Source organism: Corynebacterium sp. HMSC11E11 (assembly GCF_001807025.1).
Lineage (GTDB): Bacteria > Actinomycetota > Actinomycetes > Mycobacteriales > Mycobacteriaceae > Corynebacterium > Corynebacterium freneyi.
Genome location: NZ_KV787093.1, coordinates 1 through 17,249, shown reverse-complemented (window position 1 = coordinate 17,249; position 17,249 = coordinate 1). Strand labels below are relative to the sequence as shown.

Sequence of the window (17,249 nt, the reverse complement as noted above, 5' to 3'; positions counted from 1 at the left end):
CGAACGGGAACTCCAATGAGACCCGTCGACGATGACGGGCCGCATCACGGGATGCCGCTTCAACGAAGCAACCGCCCGCCGCAGCGCCTCCGGATCGAGCGGACACGACTTCGCGGTACCCGGCCGCCCCTCGCCCAACTCTCGACGGAACTCGAACAGCGCCAGACAATCGACACCCCCATAGGGCTGTCCGGGCTCACGTCCCCGGAGGTAGGAGACCTGTATGGGAGTCAGATCCCGCACGTCGCGAAGTTCCGGCACACCACCCTCCCCCTCAACGGGCGTCTCGGCACCGCTTGCGATCATCCCCTCCCCGCCTTCAGATTCCCGCCCGTTCGTCGCCACGCTCATGCAGTCTTGCTGCGACTCGTTTTCATTACGGCCAATACCCCTTGCTTACATAATAAGGGGAGGCTAGCCTATATTCCACACAGGCGCAACACCCGGATTCGCGAAAGCGCCCACCATCCGGAAAGCCAACCAACAATTCGCAGGGGCGAACTCCGCCCCACTCCGCGTTTCAATTTTCATTGCGTTCCCCATCAATACGACCATCCCGGGAAGGAAGTTCATGAGCTCCAGATGGATCACGGCCGTAGTGGCACTATCGGCCGCCATAATGACGCTGGACATGACCGTCGTCACCATTGCGCTGCCCGCCATCACCGGAGACCTATCGGCCAACCTCTCGGATGCGCAGTGGATCGTCAACGGCTACGTCCTCGTCTTCGCCGCGCTCCTGCTGGGGGTCGGGGCATTGTCCGACCACATGCCCCGTCACCGCCTCTTCATCGCAGGGCACGTCATCTTCGGCCTCGCTTCGTTGCTTTGCGCGGCCGCGCCCACCACCGACTGGCTGATCTTCGGTCGCGTCGTCCAGGCGATCGGCGCCACCATGGTCTTCGCCACCTGCATGCCGATCATCGCCGACGCCCACGTGGGCGACGAGGCCGGCCGCGCCCGTGCCGTGGGCGCATTCATGGCCGCCGGTGCCGGCGCCGCAGCCCTGGGCCCCCTGTTCGGGGGCCTCGTCGTCGGCGGTGGCGGTTGGCGCTGGATCTTCGCCATCAACCTGCCCGTGAGCCTCATCGCCATCGTCGCCATGGTGCTCATCGGCCGTCACTCCCCCGACACGCCCCGCAACCCCGCGAAAGTCTCGTGGTCGTCCACCGTTCTCGTCGCCATGGGGCTGTTCGCCCTGAACTACGCGCTCGTATCCGGCCCGAAGGACGGCTGGGCGTCCGCCACGGTCATCATCGCGGCCATTGCCGCGGTCGCGCTGCTCGCGGCCTTCGTCATCCTCCAGTTGCGCCTCGGCGACGACGCGCTGCTTGATCTGCGGCTGTTCAAGGTGCCCTCGTTCACCGCCGCGATGATCCTTTCGTTCACCGCGCGGCTCGTGACCTTCGGCGTTCTGCCCTACCTGGTGTTCTGGCTTTCCGGCGTGCAGGGCCGCACCGCCATTCAAGTGGGCCTCGTCTTGCTCGCCCTCGCCCTGCCGATGGTCGTGGTGGCCGCTCCGTCCTCCGCCTTGGAGAAGACCGGCAAGCTCAATCTCGTGACGGGTGCGGCCATGGTCATCACGGGCGTCGGGCTGCTGTGGCTGGGCCTGATCATGGACCCGAGCCTCACCTGGAAGACCTCGATCTTCCCGCTGCTGGTGATCGGAATCGGCGCCGGCGTGGCCATGCCGCACATGATGAACCTCGCGCTCGCGGTTGCCCCGGCCGACCGTTCCGGTGCCGCCACAGGCGCCACCAACACGGCATTCCCGCTTGGCACCGCCGTCGGCGTCGCCATCTTCGGCGCGGTCCTTTCCTCCCACGTCGACAAGCTCGATTGGGCACCCGAGCAGGTTCGCGAGGCCGCATCCGAGGGGCGCCTCGACATCCTGGCGAAGGTGCTCGACGGCGCCCAGCTGCAGGACGCCATCGACATGTTCACGGGCGGTCTCTCGGTCGTCCTGCTCATGGCCGCGGGGTTCGCCGCGGTATGCGCCGTCATCTGCTTCGCCGCCATCCGCAACCGCGATCGGATCGGGGATGGCGCCCCGGCCGACGCGGACGATGCGGAACCGGTTCATGCCCGGAGGTGACGGAACCATGAACCGCTCGCCGGCGGCCTTCCGCGGGGCGCTGGCGATGTCGGCGACGGTGCTGGCGTGTTCGCTGGCCATGGTGACCGCCGCTCCCGCCGTGCATGCCCGGGAATCCTCTCCCCCCGCCCCGGGCCCGGCCACCTCGCACGTGCCGTCCACGCCTTCGGACGACGGGCTGCCGGCGGGGGCCGAGGGGCCCGTCGCCGGCACCTACGCCGAGGCGCTCGGTTTCACGGTCCAGCACCCGGGCAGCCGACCGAGGAACACCAATGACCTGCATTGCCGCCCGGCACAAGGGCAGCGGCCCGTGCTGCTGGTCCCCAGCACGATGGAGGACGCCTACGCCACCTGGTCGAAGTTGGCGCCGAGTCTGGCGAACGACGACCTCTGCGTGTTCACGTTCAACGACAACCCGCTGGTGGTGAACGGCCGTCCCGTCGAGTGGGCGGCCTTCGCCGGCGACATCCGTTCCAGTGCGCTCACCCTTTCCCGGGTGGTCGACCGGATTCTCGGGGCAACCGGCGCCGAAAGCGTCGACCTCGTCGGGCATTCGCAGGGCGGGGCCCATTGCCGAATTACTACATCCAGAATCTCGGCGGAGACCGGAAGGTCAATCGGCTCGTGTCGTTCGCGGGCGCTCACCAAGGGACGTGGCTGGGCGGAGAGGCCCTGATTTTCGCACGTTATCCCCAGGCCAGCCCGCACTTCGATGCCCTGGCCGCCCCGTTCAATGCGACGGCGACGATGCAGCAGGAAAGCAACTCCGAATTCATGAACGCGCTCACCGCCGACGGCCTCACCAGGCCCGGCGTGAAGTACACGGCAATCGCCACGCGGTTCGATGAATGCGTGGTTCCCTTCGGCAACGCGTTGATCGACGAACCCGGGGTCGAAAACCTCATATTGCAGGATCTCGCACCCGGGGACACCACGGAGCACTACGGGCTCCCGTACAACGACCGGGTGATCGCGCTGGTGAGGGATCGCCTGGTCTGAGGGACCGTCCGGTCGGAGGGTGACGGGCCAAAAGCCGCCCTACTCCCAGTTCGCCGCCGCCACGACGGCCGGGTCGACGTCGAGACCGGTCCAGGCGACGTTGATCTCCCCCAGCGCCTCCTCCTGCTCGGTCTCGATGGCCTTGGCCCGGTAGAGCTCCAGCAACGCCAGGAACCTGCCGACGACCTCCATCGACACCCGGCATTCCGACGTCAGCTGCGAAAACGTCAGCCACGTGCCCTCGCCGGCCAGCCGCAGCGCATCGAGGATCCGCCCGGCCTGCTCCGGGACGGACACCGCGACCTGGTGGATGTGGCCGATGCCGACCTCCTCCGGCGGCTTCGGACGCATGACGACGGCGGCGAACTCCGCGAACTGCCGGGCATCCATGTCGATCTCCACCGGCGGCAGCAGCCCCTCGAACCCCGGGTCCGGTCCCGTGGCACGCGGGTACCGGTGCGGCGCGACGCGCGCCCAGTCGGCGAAAAGATCCGCCACGCGGCTGTACGCCCGGTACTGCAGCAGACGCGCGAACAGCAGGTCGCGGGCCTCGAGCAGCGCCAGGTCCTCCTCATCGTCGACGTCGCCGCGCGGCAGCAGACGGGCGGTCTTCAAATCCAGAAGCGTCGCCGCCACGACGAGGAACTCGGTGATCTCGTCGAGATCGCCGACCGCATCGAGGCTGCGCGTGTACGCGATGAACTCGTCGGTCACCGCCGCCAACGCCACCTCGGTGACGTCCATCTTCTTGCTGCCGATCAACTGCAGCAGCAAATCGAACGGCCCGGTGAAGTTGGCCAGCGCCACCCGGAACCCGGTGAGCTCCTCCTGGACCCCACCACCCGGAAGCACCTCGGCGCCCGCCACGTCATCCGCCACGGCGCCCGCGACCCCCGGGGCGCCCGGCCCGGACGTCGGCTCGTCGGAAAGCAAAGGCGCCCCTTACCCGCCGGTGCGCTCGATGACCTCGCGCGCCAAATTGCGGTACTGCTCGGCGCCCGGGGACTTCGGGGCCCACTGCGTGATCGGCTCACCGGCCACGGACGTCTCCGGGAACCGCACCGTCCGGGTGATCACCGTGTCGAAGACGGTGTCGCCGAAGACCTCGATGAGCCGCTCCATCACCTCACGCGCATGCAGCGTGCGGCGATCGAACATGGTCACCAGAATGCCCAGCACCTCGAGATCGAAATTCAGGCGATCGCGGACCTTTTCCACCGTGTCGGTCAGCAGCGCCAGACCGCGCAACGAGAAGTACTCGCACTCCATCGGAATGATCACGCCCTGCGCGACGGTGAGCGCATTGACCGTCAGCAGTCCCAGCGACGGCTGGCAGTCGACGATGATGAAGTCGTAGTCGCGGCGCACCGGACGCAGCGCACGGCCCAATGCCTGTTCGCGGCCGACCTCGTTGACCAGCTGAATCTCCGCGGCCGACAGGTCGATGTTCGCCGGCACCAGATCCAGGCCCGGCACCGACGTGTGGTGGATGGCGTCGCGGACGTCGGCATCCGAGTCGATGAGCAGGTTGTAGACCGTCAGATCCAGATCCTCGTGCGGGATGCCCAGACCGGCCGACAACGCGCCCTGGGGGTCCAGGTCGACGAGCAGCACCCTGCGGCCGAACTCCGCCAGCGCGGCACCCATGTTGATGGTCGACGTCGTCTTGCCGACGCCGCCCTTCTGGTTGCACATCGCCAGAATCGTCGCCGGCCCGTGGGACTCCAGCGGCTTCGGCTCCGGCAGCTCACGCAGCGGACGGCCGGTGAGGCCCACCCGCATGCCATCGTCGTCGAACAAGCCCGACTCAGCCACCGTCAACCCCTCTTCCTTGACCTACGGAGATCGGTGTAACCACCGACCAACGCCGGGAGCACACGCTCCCCTCGCGACCACTGTACCGGCGCTCACCGCGCCCGCGGGTGAGCACCCGCCCAAACCCTGCGGAGATTATCCGCGGTGACCATCGTGTAGATCTGCGTCGTGGTCACCGACGCGTGCCCCAGCAACTCCTGCACGGAACGCACGTCGACGCCGCCCTCCAACAGGTGCGTGGCGAAACTGTGCCGCAACGTATGCGGCGACACCCGCCCGGCCAACCCGGCGCGCTCGGCGACCGACGCCAGGATGTTCGCCGCCGACTGCCGCGACATCCGACGCCCCAGCGAGTTGATCAGCAACGCCGGCCCCGAATTCGCCCGCGCCCACCCCGGCCGCCCGCGCACCAGCCACGCGTCGACGGCTTCGATGGCGGGCCCTCCGACCGGCACGATGCGCTCCTTGCCGCCCTTGCCGCGCAGCAGCACCAGCCGTTCCTCCCGGTCGAGGTCGTCGACGTCGAGTCCCGTCACCTCGCTCACCCGCGCACCGGTCGAATACAGAAGCTCGACCAAGGCCCGGTCGCGGACGTCGGCGATCTCGGCGGCCTCCCCGACGGGGATCGCCTCGATCAACCCGGTGACCTCGGCCACGCTCAAGGCCTTGGGCAGGGCGCTGCCACGCTTCGGTGGCGCCACGGCCGCGGCCACGTCGACGTCGACCTCGCCCTCGCCGAGCGCGAACTTGTGCAGCCCGCGCACCGCCGACAGCGCCCGCGACACCGACGACGCCGCCATCGGCGCCTGCCCCGCATCGGCGTCGCCGCGCGACAGGTGCGCCACGAAAGCCCCGACGTCGGTCTCCGTCACCGCCCGCAAATCACTGCGGCCCAGCCCATCGAGGAAGTCCAAGTACTTGGCCAGGTCCCGCCGGTACGCGCCGAGCGTGTTCGCCGACACGCCGCGTTCGACGGCCAGATGATCGAAAAACGCCTCGGCCACCCGGCGCGCCGGGCCGGCCATCTCAGCGTCGGCCGTCGGCATCCGCACCCTGCTCCGATTCCCGCTGCGGCACCTGCTTCAGGTCCGCGTCCGGGCCGAGCGCCTCGGCCCGTCGCTCCGCGAGCCGGGTGGGGCGGATCGTAAACGGCACGTCGGCTTCACGACGGTCCCTCCCCTCCGACAAAGTCACGTGGGCGGCCAAAATGCCGGCGACGGCGATGGAGTTGGTGACCTCGCCGCGCAGGACCATATCCGCCGCCTCCGCCAGGTCGACCCAGGACTCCGTCATGTCGGCTTCCTCGTCTTCCGGTGCCGGGCGGTCGACGCTGGACAGCCCCTCGGCGAGGTACACCCGCACGGACTCCTCCGCGAACCCCGGCGAGGTGTAGATGTCGGTCAGCAGCGACCACCGCTCGGCGGCCACGCCCGCCTCTTCCGCCAGCTCTCGGCGGGCGGCGACGAGCGGATCCTCCCCGGCGACGTCGAGAATGCCCGCCGGCAATTCCACCAGGCGTTCCCCCGCCGACTGCCGCCACTGCTGCAGCAGGCAAATGCGGCCGGCGCCGTCGCGCGCGACGACGGCCACCGCGCCGAAATGCTCCACGATCTCGCGGGCCGCGACGCGGCCGCCCGGCATGCGCACCTGATCCCGTCGCAACGCGAGGATCGGCGCCTCTACGAGGATCTCGGAATCGACGACGTCGAAGGAATGGGAACCGGCGGACGACGCCGCCCGGGCCCCGGAAGGAGAATCGGCCGTGGATGTCATGACTACTTGCCTACTCCGGCTCGGTGTTTTCCGCAGGCTCTTCCGCAGGCTCTTCCGCGGGCTGGTCGGCGGGCGCTTCCGCGGGCTCCCCGGCGGGTGCTTCCCCGGCCGAGGCGGCACCGGCGCCCTTGCGCTCGACGATCGCGCGCACCACGCCCACGCGGCCGGCGGCGTCGCCGATGGCGGGCTGGGTGGCCACCGAACCGGCGGCGTCGGACGACTCCAACACTTCGATGACGCCACCGTCGCGGGCTGCCTCGGGATCCCCGGCGACGACGACCGTGCCGTCGGCCGACAGCGCCTCGGCGAAATCGGCGAGGATGCGCGATCCCGCGGCCGCATCCTCCCCTTCGCCGGTGCCCGCCCCGGTCACGACGACGATCGCCGCGGTCGGACGCATCGTCCCGTCCTCGTACTCGATGAAGCCCGCGTCACGCAGCGACCCCAACAGCAGACGACGGTCGGCGACGCTGGCACGCTCGCCGGCGTCCTCGCCGAGCAGCAACACCGGCGACAGCGCCTGCCCGGCCTGGAAACCAGGGTCACGGCGATCGACGTCGAGCGTCGTCCCCGCCGGCAACGCGCTGGTGGCGACGTCCTTGAGCTCATCGGCGCCCTCGGCGGACAGGAACTTCGACGTCACGCCCATCCGCGTCACCTCCGGCGCACCCGCATCCCCGAGCAGCGCCTCCAGCGAATCCACCGCCGCCTCATCCGCGTCCGGGGTGGTCACCAGCAACACGGGGACGTCGGAAAGCGAACCGTCGACGACCCGGGCGGCGACATCCTCGACGACGGCGTTGGCCGCATCGGCGCGGACGTTCGCGGCGTCACGTTCGACGATGGCGGCGTCGCGTTCCTCGGCGGCCTGCCCGCCGCCCCACTCGATGCCGCCCTCCGGCGCCAGCACGTAGGCGCCCAGCGCCGACCCCGCCGCAACGCCCAGCGCCGCCCCCGCGACGCCGACGCTCCACGCACCCGACCGCTTCTTCGCCATCGTCTACTCCCGACCTACTTGAACAGGCCCTGGAACCACAGGGCGATGGAATTCCACGTGTCGATGAGGTTCTCGCTCACCGACCCGTCGCCGGCGGTGCCCGCGATGGCGATGATGACCGCCAGCGCCACGATGATCGCCAGCAGAGCCCACATGATGCGCAGGCCACCGCCCTCGACGCGGTACAGGTCCGCGACGACGTCGCCGTTGACCAGCTTGTCGCCCGCCTTCAGACGGCTGAGCAGGGCCGACGGCAGCGACTGCTGATCGGCCCCGGCGTAGACGTCACCCTGGTCCAGCGACGAACCGGCGGTGACGATCATCGACGCGCCGTGGTGGTCGGCCAGCACCAGCGCCAGGTCGGTGGCAGAATCCGACAGCGCCGGGAAGGTCATCGCGCCGATGCCCAGGTCCTGGATGTGCTCCAGGCCGTGGGCGTGGCCGTCGGGGTCGGCCGGGAGGATGACGCGGGCGCCCGAACGCAGCGTGTCCGCCTCGATTCCCGCCGGGTCGCCGATGATGAGGTCCGGCTCGTACCCCTGCGCCACCAGCGTGTCCGCGCCGGCGTCGACGCCGATGAGCACCGGGTCGAACTCGCCGATGAAGCCCTTCAGGTTCTTCAGAGTCCGTTCGTGGCCCTCGCCGCCGCTGACGATGAGCACCTTGCGGCCGTCGAGCTTCGTCTCGACCTCCGGGATGCCCAGGCCGTCGACGTACAGCGGGGCCTCGGTGGCGGCGAACTCGACGAAGTTGCCGGAAAACGCCTCGAGACGGTCGACCATGCCCGTCCGGGCCTCGTCGAAGTCGGAGGAGATCTTGTCCATCGTGACCTCGTCGCCGGCCGCCACGCGCCGGTCGCCGAGGTACAGCTTGCCCTCGTACAGGCGGTGGGGCTTGCCGTCGCGCAGCTTCGACGACTCCGCCAGTTCGACGTTTTCGACGAGGACCACGTCGGCGTCGAGAAGCATCTGCGGTCCGAAGTTGGGCACGGCGCCGGTGGTGAACGCACCGGTGTTGAGGACGGCCTTCGCCTTGGAGTCGATGATCCGCTGGGCGAGGACCCGAGTGATGTCGGGCGCGTCGATGACGATGATGTCGCCGTCGGCGAGCTTGTTCAGCGCGCGGTCGGAGCGCAGGCAATCGCGGACGGTGCCGGTGATGCCCGGTTCGTCGGCGGTCTTCTTCGAGAACAGACTCATGGGCCACAGTGTGCCGCCGGGTGGGCCGCGTTCGGTGGAGGCGCGCCGCAACGAGGTGCAGTCGACCTCCGTAGGGGTGCGGCCTACCGGGTCTTCTTGTCGCTCTGGGCCTTCTCCAGCAGATCGGTGGCGTGGGCGCGGCCGGACTCGGTGCCGTCGAGGCCGGCCATCATCCGGGCGAGTTCCTCGACGCGCCGCTCCCGGTCCAGGGCGGCGACCCCGGACACGACTCCGTCCTCGGCGACGTCCTTGGCCACGTGCAGGTGAGTGTCGGCGTAGGCCGCGACCTGCGGCAAGTGCGTGACGACGATGACCTGGTTGCGTTCGGCCAACCGCGCCAGGCGACGGCCGATTTCCACCGCGGCTCGTCCGCCGACGCCGGCGTCGACTTCGTCGAAGACCAGGGTGCGGCCGCCGTCGCCCTCGGCGAGGACGACTTCCAGGGCAAGCATGACGCGGGAAAGTTCGCCGCCGGAGGCGCTGCCGGCCAGCGGGCGGGGTTCGGCCCCCTTGTGCGCCGACAGCAGGAAGGACACGTCGTCGGCGCCGGAGGGGCCGAAGGAACCGGCCTCGGAGACCTCCACGACCAGGGACGTCATCGGCATGGCCAGGCCCTTGAGTTCCGCGGTGACCCGCTCGCCCAACTCGGCGGCCAGCGTCGTGCGGATCGTCGTCAGCTTCTTCGCGGCCGCGCGGACCTTCTTCTCCAGGGCGGCGACGTCGGCGGCGAGTTTGTCCAGCGCCTCGCCGGAGACGTCGAGCGTGCCGAGCTTGCGCCGCGCCTTGTCCCGCCAGGCCAGCACGCCGTCGATGTCCGGGGCGTACTTGCGGGTCAGGTTCCGGATTTCCGCCTGCCGGGCCAGCAGTCCGTCCAGCGACTCGGTCTCCTCCGGCAACGACTCCAGGTAGGTGCCCAGACCCGCGGAGACGTCGGTCAGGCCACTGGTGATCTCGCCGAGACGCTCTGCCAGGTCCGTCAGCTCGGAATCGCCGGAGCCCGCCAACGCGTGCTGCGCCCGGCCCAGCAAATCGGCTGCGCCCTCTTCACCGTCGGCGCCGGCACCGGCGGCCGCCCCGATGGCGCCGGGGCCGTCGATGGCCGCCCACGCCACGGTCGCCGCCTCGCGCAGACCGTCGAGATCCTGCATGCGGCGGATGGTCTCGGTCAGCTCCACGTCCTCGCCCGGCTCCGGGTCGACCGCGTCGATTTCCTCCAGCGCGAACGTCAGCTGGTCGGCGCGCATCGCCATTTCGCGGCGCTTCGACGTACGCTCCTCCAAATCCTTCGCCGCCGCACGCCACTGGCCGCGCACCTCGCGGTAGGCCTCGAGCAGCGGCGCCACCCGATCCCCGCCGAGCCGGTCGAGGGCCGCGATCTGCTCCCCGCCGCCGAGCAAGCGCAGCTGGTCGTTCTGGCCGTGAATGGCCAGCACCGCACCGGCGATGTCGGCCAACGACGCCGCCGGGGTGCCCCGGCCGCCGATCCACGCGCGCGAACGCCCCTTCGCCGACACCTGACGCGCCAGCAGGATCTCGTCGTTTTCGTCCCTTTCGCCCCCGCAATCGTCGAGGATCCGGTCGACGTCGTCGGCAAGCGGACCCGCGAGGTCCGCCGTGGACACCCTGCCCTCGACGACGGCCTTGTCCGCCCCCGTGCGCACGCGACCGGCGTCGGCGCGGCCGCCCGACAGCAGACGCAGGCCCGTGACCACCATGGTCTTGCCCGCGCCCGTCTCGCCCGTGAGCACCGTCAGCCCCGGGCTGAACTCCACGGTCGATTCGGGGATGACGCCGAGGTCGCGGATGGTCAGCTCCGTCAGCATCGTCGAATCACCGCCTCGGGCCCCGCCATCCCGTCACCGGCAGGCGGAACTTGTGCACCAGCCGATCCGTGAACGGCGCCGAATCCAGGCGGACCCACTTCACCGCCTGCTCGCCGCGGGTGATTTCGATGCGGCTGCCCGCCGGCATCGGAATCGGCCGGAACCCGTCGAGCACCGCCTGCGCGGCGCTGGTCTGCGGATTCGTCTCCACCGCCACCGTCGAATGCGGCGACACCACCATCGGCCGGTCGAACAGGGCGTGGGCGTTGTTGGGCACCACCAGGATCGCGTCGAGCTCAGGCCACAGCACCGGCCCGCCCGCGGAAAAGGCGTACGCCGTCGAACCCGTCGGCGTGGAAATGAGCACGCCATCGCAGCCGTAGGAGCTCACCGGACGCTGATCGACCTCCAGCACGACGTCGAGGACGCCGCGGCGATTGAGGTTTTCGATGCTGACCTCGTTGAGCGCCCAGCCCGTGCCGATGACCCGGCCATCGTTGTCGCGCACCGTCGCCGTCACCGTCATCCGGTCCTCGACGCGCCAGCTGCGGTCGATGACCCGCTGAATCGCCTCGGTCATCGACTCCTGCTCCCACTCGGCCAGGAAGCCGACGTGGCCCATGTTGATGCCCAGCACCGGCAGATCCATCGAATGGGCGATGTCCGCCGCCCGCAGGAAGGTGCCGTCGCCGCCGAGCACGAGCACCAGCTCGCACCCCGACGCGGCCTGCGGCGAATGTCCGAACCGCGGGTACCGGCCCAGCACCGGGTGACGCAGCAGCGTCGCCGGGTCATCGCCGGCCAAAACGCGCACGCCGATGCCGGCGCGGTCGAGCAGCTCCGCCGCCTCGGCGGCCATCTCCAGGTTGGAGCTGCGCCCCGAATGCGGCACCAGCAGCACCTGGCGGTCCCGGTCCTCCGTCATCGCGGACCTTTCCGTCATCGGGGCCCCTCCTCCACGGCGCGATCGATCATCTCATCCAGCTTTTCATCATCCACGTCGGATGCGCCACCATCCTTGACCAGCCACAGGAAATACTCCACGTTGCCGGACGGGCCGGGCAGCGGGCTGGCGACGACGCCGCGCACCGACAGCCCCAGCGTCCGTCCGAAGCGGGCGACGTCGCCGACGACTTCCTTGCGCAGCTGCGGGCTGCGGACCACGCCGCCGGAGCCGAGGCGATCCTTGCCCACCTCGAACTGCGGTTTGACCATCGGCAGCAGGTCCGCCCCGTCGACCAGGCTGTCGACCAGCGCCGGCAGCGTCAACCGCAGGGAAATGAAGGACAGGTCGCCGACCATGACGTCGGCCGCACCGCCGATCATGTCCGCGGTGAGGGTACGCACGTTCGTCCGGTCGAGGACCGTGACGCGGGCGTCGTCGCGAAGCCTCCAGATCAGCTGCCCGTAGCCGACGTCGACGGCGATGACTTCGGCGGCGTCGCGGCGCAGGCACACGTCGGTGAAGCCTCCGGTCGACGCGCCGGCGTCGATGACGCGACGCCCCGCCAAGCTCAGCCCCTCCGGTTCGAACGCGGCGAGCGCACCGAGCAACTTGTGGGCGCCGCGCGAGGCCCAGTTGGCGTCGTCGGCGTCCTCGCTCACCCGGATGGAAATGTCCCCGGTGACCGCCGTGGCCGGCTTCGTCGCCGCCATTCCGTTGACCGTGACGCGCCCGTCCTTGATCAGCTCGACGGCATGCTCCCTCGACCGCGCGATCTTGCGGCGCACCAGCTCCGCGTCCAGCCGGCGTTTCGGGGTCGATCCCTTAGCCACGCGACGCCCCTTCCCCGCCCAGCGCCTCCTGCAGCAGGGCGTGCGCACGGTCCAGGTGCGCGGCGCGGTCGGCCGGGGTCGGCGCGGGCGCGTCGAGGGCTTCCCGTACGTGACGACGAAGCCGGTCCGGGTCGACCGCCCCGCCGGCCAGAGCGGCGGCGGCGTCGTTGGGCGTGGGGCCCGGCCGGGGACCCGAAGAGCCGGGGCCGGGCACGGGGCCGGGCTTCGGGGTCTGTCCGGAAACGGCCATCTCCTCCATCACCGCCACGCGGCGACGGCAGCGGCGGCCGCATCCGAGGTGGTGCGCACCCCGGTGACCGGAGCGGTCGACGGCGCACCGTCGACGTCGAACCAGGCGACCGAAGCGGCGGTGAGCAGCGCGGCGACCGCGGCCTGAGCGGGATTGTCCAGACGGGCATCCGAGGCGTCGCCGCCGCCGATGACGATGACGCCCGGGTCCTCCGGATCGCGCTCGGCGGTGAAACCGGCCTGCGGACGCGGTTCGGCGTGCTCGGCCGGGGCGACCAGGGCGCCCATGTCGGCGCCGATGACGGTCGGCCGTTCCTCCGGGATCGCCGACAGCGTTTCGTGGTGGCCGGAAATGCCGGTGACGGTCATCAGGGTGTCGTAGCCCGCGGCGTTGCCGCCGGCGATGTCGGTGTTCAGGCGGTCGCCGATGACGATCGGCCGCTGCGACCCCAGGCGGGCCGCACCACGGTGGAACATCGGCGGCTGCGGCTTGCCCGCGCTGCGCGGCTCGACGCCGGTGGCCGACACCACGGCCGCGACCATCGACCCGTTGCCCACCAACAGGCCGCGCTCCATCGGCAGGGTGGTGTCCAGGTTCGACGCCAGGTAGGTGGCGCCGCGTGCGATGGCGAGCGCGGCCTCCGACAACATCGCCCAGTTGGTGTCGGGGTTGTGCCCCTGGAACACCGCCGCCGGCTCGTCGTCGGCGGAGTCGACCAGCTCGTAGCCGGCCTCGGTCGCCAGGTCGCGGAACGACTGCGCGCCCAGCACCAGCACCTTCGAACCCTCCGGGATGATTCCCCCGGCCATTTCGATGGCGGCCTGCGCCGAGGTCATGACGTCATCGCCGGTGCAGTCGTACCCGAGGGAACGCAGCTGCTCGGCGACGGTTTCCGGGGAGCGCGAGGCGTTGTTCGTGACGAACAGCATCGGCAGTCCGGCCTCCGTCAACGCCTCGAGGGCTCCGGGGACGGGGCGGCCGCCCTCGTAGATCGTGCCGTCGAGATCGAGCAGGGCGGCGTCGTAACGTCCGGCAAGCAATTCGGTGCTCATGGGAAAACCTCGGTCCAATCCAAGTGGGTTCGGTTCTGGGTGGGTTCGGTGCTGGTCTGCGTCGGTCACTTTCCCGGTTCTACAGCTCGGCCACGCGTTCGCGGGAGTCGAGGAGCTCGTCCGGGTCGAGCTCGGCCGAACGGTTGAACCACTCGCGGGCCTCGTCGGTGCGGCCGGCCTCCGCCAACGCATCGGCGTAGGCGTAGAACAGGCGAGCGCCCTCGAAGTCCTTGCGGTTCGGATCCAGGTTCTGCGCCTCGAGCTCGATGATCGCCGAATCCAGATCACCCATGTCACGGCGCGCCCCGGCGACCACGATGGCCAACTCGGTGCGCGAGTCGTCGTCAAGCAAACGAACCTCGTCGGTCCGGCTCAGCTCGATGGCCTTCTCCGGACGGCCCAGGCCACGCTCGCAGTCGGCCATGACCGCCAGCAGACCCGCGCCACCGGAAATGCGGCGTGCGGCGCGCAGCTCCGCCAACGCCTCCTTCCACTCGCCGGCGTGGTACGCGGCGACGCCATTGGTCTCGCGGACGACGCCGACCCGACCGGCCCGGTCCTTCGCCGCGCGGGCATGGCGCAACGCCAGCTTCGGGTCATCGGCCATGAGCGTCGCAGCCATGATCATGTGGCGGGCGACGGTGTCGGCGTTGTCCTTGGCCAGGCTCTTCAGATCCTGACGCACCGACGGGTCGAGCTCGTCGGCCTTGACGTCATCGGGAATCGACGGCTCGTTCTGGCGCGCGACGATGCGCTCCTCGCGGAAACCCGGACGCTGCGGGCCGGTGCGCGGCGCACGCTTCTGATCCGGCTGGAAACGACCGCCGCGGTTGGAACGGCGGCGCGGGCCGCCCTGTCCGCCATGGCCACCCGGGCCACCGCGACGGGCATCCCGACGGTCGCCGCGCGGGCCACCGCCACGACGCTCCCCCTGGCGGTCGTCCCGGCGATCATCGCGGCGCCACTCCCGGCGGTCGCCGCGCTCGCCGCGGTAGTCGCGGTTGTCCCGGTCGTTGCGACGGTCATCGCGACGCTGCCCGCCCCGATCGTCGCGACGCTCATCGCGGCCGTCGCGGTTGTCCCACCGCCGACCGCCGTGCCCCGGACGTCCGCCGCGACCACCCTGGCCCCGGCCTCCCTGACCACGCCCGCCCGGGCGGCCACCGCCGCGGCCGCCGCGGAAACCACCGGGGCGGCCGCTCTGGCCTCCGCGGCGGTCACCGTCGGGACGCGAACCTTCGTTCTCGGCCATGTTGCAGGAAGCTCCTCACGCGATTGCCGCTTTCGCGCCACGGCGTCGCCCGGTCGGGGCGATCCACCGCGCGAAAGCGGATGAAAGTCGAACATTGACGAATCAAGCGGCGCTTCACCATGCGAAGAGGGGCCCATGCCCCGGCACCGCGTTCAACGGCCCAGGCTACCAGCCGCGGCCGCGCGCACCCCTCACGCGTGGACCGAAAGATGGTGCGCCACGAGCACCGGGTCGCCGGAGATGTCCCACGTCGACGTCGCCGTCCACCCGCCGCCGCGCGTCACCGCCACTCCGGTGGCGCCGACGACCGTGATCTCCGGCCGCTGCGAGGCGAAATCCGCCGGAAACGCCGCGTCCATCTCGGACGGCACGATCACTGCGCGCTTGGTCAAAAAGGCCAGTCGAGCCTCGTCGCCGTCGCGGGCCCTTCCGGCCGCGCGCACGAGCGTCCCCTGTGCGGTGCGAACCGCCGTCATCGCCTCTTCGGCGGGGTCGGCGGCGACGTCGAAAAGCCCGGCCTGCCCCGCATCCGAGGCGGCCTTGCCCGCACCGCCCGTGCCGGAGCCACCGCGGGCCGTGCGTGACGACGACTCCGTGGACGCGGCCCGCCCTTCCTTCCCGGAAGCGGCCGCAGGCCCGCCGGCCATGATCAGCTCCGCACTCGTCGTGGCCCCCGGGAACCCCGGACCCTCGTTGACCGGCTCACCGGCCTGGAAGGACGTCGCCGCGGCGCGCGCACGCTCATCGGCGGCTTCGTTCATCTCGTGGCCGGCGTGCCCCTTCACCCACTCGAAATGGACGACGCGGCCCTGCATCAGCTCATCGATGACGGACAGAATGTCCACGTTGAGCACGGGCTTTCCATCCCGCTTCTTCCAGCCCTTGCGCTTCCACCCCGCCATCCACTTGGTCACCGAGTTGATCACGTACTGCGAATCGCACAGGATGCGAAGTTCTTCATCGGCGCGGTGCGACGTCGACGCGAGCAAATCCGCCACGGCCATCAACTCGCCGCGGTTGTTCGTGCTCTTCTTCCACCCGCCCGCGGCCCACGTGTCGTCGTCGATGTACCAGGACCAGCCGGCCGGACCCGGATTACCAAGGGCCGAACCGTCGGCAGCGGCGATGATAGTCATGGCTGCCGATTGTAACGACGCCCACCGGCCCGGATGTCACCGAGGCCCGCGGGCGTCGTCACCGGCGAACAATCACCAGACGTCGTAGTCGTCGAGAATGCTCGAGAAGTCGTCGAACATGTCCGAGAAGTCGCCGAAGTCATCGAAGATGTCGGACATGTCGCCGAAATCATCAAAGGCCGAGAAGTCAATGTCCGGATCGCAGATCTTCCACTCGCCGTCTTCCTTCGCCATCTTCAAAGCGGACGAACCGGAACCGATCTCCGCGGCCGTGCGGTCATCGTTGGTGAAGGTCACGTCGTCGGGCTCGTAGCTCTCCGCCTCGAGCTCCGAAGCAATGAACTCATCGCCGAACGCACCGAACGAATCCTGGAACTTCTGGATGTTCTCGTCATCGGCGCGGTAGGCCGTGCACATCAGCGCATTCCATTCGACGAGATTGTCCGACTCGAGGATCGTATTCGCGGAATCGTTGGCGGCCTCGGCGACGGCCTTCTTTTCCGCCCGTTCGGAGCCCCCCAGGAAGAAGAAGGCGACCACACCGATGATGGCAATCAGTGCCACGGCGCCGACACCGCCGAGGATCCACGGGGTCTTGGAGCCCGAAGAACCGGATCCCGAACCGCCGGGCGCACCGCCAGCGGCACCCTGCGGAGCACCGTATCCGCCGCCGGCGCCGAATCCGGACTGCATCCCCTGATCCCACTGAGGGGACCGACCGCCGCCCCAGGACTGCCCGCCGTTGCCGGCACCACCGCCCTGGTTGCCCTGTCCGCCAACGCCGAAACCGTAGGGGTTCTGACCGCCGCCACCGGGCTGCCCGGACTGTCCACCACCGGGCTGGCCATAGGGGCCGGATTGCCCGAAGGATCCACCCTGCCCGTAGGGGCCACCCTGCCCGAAACCGGAGTTATTCATTACCTCTCCCAAAGTATGCGTACAACGGCTACAGCCTACAGGCAGCGACTGCAGGTGGCGTACCGAACCAACGGTGGGCGCCCACGTACCCGAAAAACGCCCCAGTCCCGCCGTCCCCTGCAACCACGTGGTGCGTGGTCCCCGCCAACCCCCAAAAAAGGACC

At 69.9% G+C, this 17,249-nt stretch carries 17 protein-coding genes; 3 read left to right on the top strand and 14 right to left on the bottom strand.

Going from position 1 to position 17,249, the window contains the following annotated elements; genetic code table 11:
- The first annotated feature begins 571 nt into the window (after positions 1 to 571).
- The 3 genes from HMPREF3121_RS00235 to HMPREF3121_RS00225 are packed head-to-tail and all read left to right on the top strand — an operon-like array spanning position 572 to position 3,094.
- Complete coding sequence (locus tag HMPREF3121_RS00235) at positions 572 to 2,095, top strand: MFS transporter (protein ID WP_070518974.1); 1,524 nt, start codon at positions 572 to 574, stop codon at positions 2,093 to 2,095.
- Between the two features lie 7 nt (positions 2,096 to 2,102).
- Positions 2,103 to 2,771 (top strand): esterase/lipase family protein, encoded by a 669-nt coding sequence (locus HMPREF3121_RS00230; RefSeq protein ID WP_141742888.1) that lies wholly within the window; start codon positions 2,103 to 2,105, stop codon positions 2,769 to 2,771.
- The gene (locus HMPREF3121_RS00225) at positions 2,720 to 3,094 is read left to right on the top strand and encodes a hypothetical protein (RefSeq protein ID WP_070518971.1); all 375 of its coding nucleotides are present in this window, start codon (positions 2,720 to 2,722) and stop codon (positions 3,092 to 3,094) included. Before HMPREF3121_RS00230 ends, HMPREF3121_RS00225 begins: the two co-directional genes overlap by 52 nt.
- A gap of 39 nt (positions 3,095 to 3,133) precedes the next feature.
- On the opposite strand, the gene HMPREF3121_RS00220 is transcribed toward HMPREF3121_RS00225, so the two are convergent.
- From HMPREF3121_RS00220 to HMPREF3121_RS00155, 14 genes are all read right to left on the bottom strand, one after another.
- Positions 3,134 to 3,961, bottom strand: a complete 828-nt coding sequence (locus HMPREF3121_RS00220) for a segregation and condensation protein A (RefSeq protein ID WP_371327292.1) — start codon at positions 3,959 to 3,961, stop codon at positions 3,134 to 3,136.
- Between the two features lie 75 nt (positions 3,962 to 4,036).
- A complete protein-coding gene (locus HMPREF3121_RS00215; protein WP_070518997.1) occupies positions 4,037 to 4,909 on the bottom strand; it encodes a ParA family protein in 873 nt (290 codons plus the stop codon).
- 92 nt (positions 4,910 to 5,001) lie between these two features.
- Entirely contained in the window at positions 5,002 to 5,955 is a 954-nt protein-coding gene (locus HMPREF3121_RS00210; protein ID WP_232247121.1) for a site-specific tyrosine recombinase XerD, read from the bottom strand.
- The gene (locus HMPREF3121_RS00205) at positions 5,936 to 6,682 is read right to left on the bottom strand and encodes an NUDIX domain-containing protein (RefSeq protein ID WP_070518970.1); all 747 of its coding nucleotides are present in this window, start codon (positions 6,680 to 6,682) and stop codon (positions 5,936 to 5,938) included. The genes HMPREF3121_RS00210 and HMPREF3121_RS00205 overlap by 20 nt, the downstream gene beginning before the upstream one ends.
- 10 nt (positions 6,683 to 6,692) lie before the next feature.
- Positions 6,693 to 7,679, bottom strand: a complete 987-nt coding sequence (locus HMPREF3121_RS00200; RefSeq protein ID WP_070518968.1) for a copper transporter — start codon at positions 7,677 to 7,679, stop codon at positions 6,693 to 6,695.
- 14 nt (positions 7,680 to 7,693) lie between these two features.
- Positions 7,694 to 8,878 carry a putative cytokinetic ring protein SteA gene (gene steA / locus HMPREF3121_RS00195; protein ID WP_070518966.1) on the bottom strand — a complete coding sequence of 395 codons (1,185 nt, stop codon included), beginning with the start codon at positions 8,876 to 8,878 and terminating at the stop codon, positions 7,694 to 7,696.
- 83 nt (positions 8,879 to 8,961) lie between these two features.
- Positions 8,962 to 10,701 (bottom strand): DNA repair protein RecN, encoded by a 1,740-nt coding sequence (recN, locus tag HMPREF3121_RS00190; protein ID WP_070518964.1) that lies wholly within the window; start codon positions 10,699 to 10,701, stop codon positions 8,962 to 8,964.
- Positions 10,702 to 10,708: 7 nt separating this feature from the next.
- On the bottom strand, positions 10,709 to 11,626 hold the full coding sequence (locus tag HMPREF3121_RS00185; protein WP_083291100.1) for an NAD kinase: 918 nt from the start codon (positions 11,624 to 11,626) through the stop codon (positions 10,709 to 10,711).
- A 14-nt stretch (positions 11,627 to 11,640) separates the two neighbouring features.
- Positions 11,641 to 12,477: a TlyA family RNA methyltransferase gene (locus tag HMPREF3121_RS00180; protein ID WP_070518961.1), complete on the bottom strand. Its 837-nt coding sequence runs from the start codon at positions 12,475 to 12,477 to the stop codon at positions 11,641 to 11,643.
- Entirely contained in the window at positions 12,470 to 12,727 is a 258-nt protein-coding gene (locus HMPREF3121_RS00175; protein ID WP_070518996.1) for a hypothetical protein, read from the bottom strand. Before HMPREF3121_RS00175 ends, HMPREF3121_RS00180 begins: the two co-directional genes overlap by 8 nt.
- A gap of 8 nt (positions 12,728 to 12,735) precedes the next feature.
- Entirely contained in the window at positions 12,736 to 13,779 is a 1,044-nt protein-coding gene (locus tag HMPREF3121_RS00170; RefSeq protein ID WP_070518959.1) for an HAD-IIA family hydrolase, read from the bottom strand.
- A gap of 79 nt (positions 13,780 to 13,858) precedes the next feature.
- Entirely contained in the window at positions 13,859 to 15,031 is a 1,173-nt protein-coding gene (locus HMPREF3121_RS00165; protein ID WP_070518957.1) for a tetratricopeptide repeat protein, read from the bottom strand.
- A 191-nt stretch (positions 15,032 to 15,222) separates the two neighbouring features.
- The gene (locus HMPREF3121_RS11995) at positions 15,223 to 16,167 is read right to left on the bottom strand and encodes a ribonuclease H family protein (protein WP_083291096.1); all 945 of its coding nucleotides are present in this window, start codon (positions 16,165 to 16,167) and stop codon (positions 15,223 to 15,225) included.
- A 72-nt stretch (positions 16,168 to 16,239) separates the two neighbouring features.
- Positions 16,240 to 17,085 carry an Rv0361 family membrane protein gene (locus HMPREF3121_RS00155; protein ID WP_141742887.1) on the bottom strand — a complete coding sequence of 282 codons (846 nt, stop codon included), beginning with the start codon at positions 17,083 to 17,085 and terminating at the stop codon, positions 16,240 to 16,242.
- Positions 17,086 to 17,249: the final 164 nt, after the last annotated feature.

Bases quoted from the DNA above. Each gene is read 5' to 3' on its own strand.
- HMPREF3121_RS00235 (WP_070518974.1), top strand. From the start codon at position 572: ATGAGCTCCAGATGGATCACGGCCGTAGTGGCACTATCGGCCGCCATA.
- HMPREF3121_RS00230 (WP_141742888.1), top strand. From the start codon at position 2,103: ATGAACCGCTCGCCGGCGGCCTTCCGCGGGGCGCTGGCGATGTCGGCG.
- HMPREF3121_RS00210 (WP_232247121.1), bottom strand. From the start codon at position 5,955: ATGCCGACGGCCGACGCTGAGATGGCCGGCCCGGCGCGCCGGGTGGCC.
- HMPREF3121_RS00205 (WP_070518970.1), bottom strand. From the start codon at position 6,682: ATGACATCCACGGCCGATTCTCCTTCCGGGGCCCGGGCGGCGTCGTCC.
- HMPREF3121_RS00200 (WP_070518968.1), bottom strand. From the start codon at position 7,679: ATGGCGAAGAAGCGGTCGGGTGCGTGGAGCGTCGGCGTCGCGGGGGCG.
- steA (WP_070518966.1), bottom strand. From the start codon at position 8,878: ATGAGTCTGTTCTCGAAGAAGACCGCCGACGAACCGGGCATCACCGGC.
- recN (WP_070518964.1), bottom strand. From the start codon at position 10,701: ATGCTGACGGAGCTGACCATCCGCGACCTCGGCGTCATCCCCGAATCG.
- HMPREF3121_RS00185 (WP_083291100.1), bottom strand. From the start codon at position 11,626: ATGACGGAGGACCGGGACCGCCAGGTGCTGCTGGTGCCGCATTCGGGG.
- HMPREF3121_RS00175 (WP_070518996.1), bottom strand. From the start codon at position 12,727: ATGGCCGTTTCCGGACAGACCCCGAAGCCCGGCCCCGTGCCCGGCCCC.
- HMPREF3121_RS00170 (WP_070518959.1), bottom strand. From the start codon at position 13,779: ATGAGCACCGAATTGCTTGCCGGACGTTACGACGCCGCCCTGCTCGAT.
- HMPREF3121_RS00165 (WP_070518957.1), bottom strand. From the start codon at position 15,031: ATGGCCGAGAACGAAGGTTCGCGTCCCGACGGTGACCGCCGCGGAGGC.
- HMPREF3121_RS11995 (WP_083291096.1), bottom strand. From the start codon at position 16,167: ATGACTATCATCGCCGCTGCCGACGGTTCGGCCCTTGGTAATCCGGGT.
- HMPREF3121_RS00155 (WP_141742887.1), bottom strand. From the start codon at position 17,085: ATGAATAACTCCGGTTTCGGGCAGGGTGGCCCCTACGGGCAGGGTGGA.